Origin of the sequence: Clostridium sp. HBUAS56017 (assembly GCF_007115085.1) — a bacterium.
GTDB classification, from domain to species: domain Bacteria; phylum Bacillota; class Clostridia; order Clostridiales; family Clostridiaceae; genus Clostridium; species Clostridium cibarium.
Genome location: NZ_SULK01000089.1, coordinates 1 through 215 on the forward strand (window position 1 = coordinate 1; position 215 = coordinate 215).

Annotated in this window: 1 protein-coding gene; it reads left to right on the top strand. The window is 32.6% G+C overall.

Annotation, left to right across the window (positions count from 1 at the left end; all coding sequences use genetic code 11):
- Nucleotides 1–215, top strand: a 215-nt coding sequence (locus FAY47_RS20575) for a hypothetical protein (RefSeq protein WP_185966931.1), incomplete at both ends; no start/stop codon positions are given.

Genomic DNA, 215 nt, shown 5'->3' on the forward strand with positions numbered 1-215 from the left:
ACTCATACTGTTATCATTGAAGTTACTGGCCAAAAGAATGCTTCTGCTTCTGATTCTTATATCAACTTAGATGCTTTTGATATCATAGATGGTAATATTACTACTCCTCCTACTGCTACTAATACTAGGGTAGAAGAAAACAATGCTAATTTAAAATACTCTACTGGTTGGGGAAGTTCTTCTGGTTCTTCTAATAGTGGAAATACTAATATATA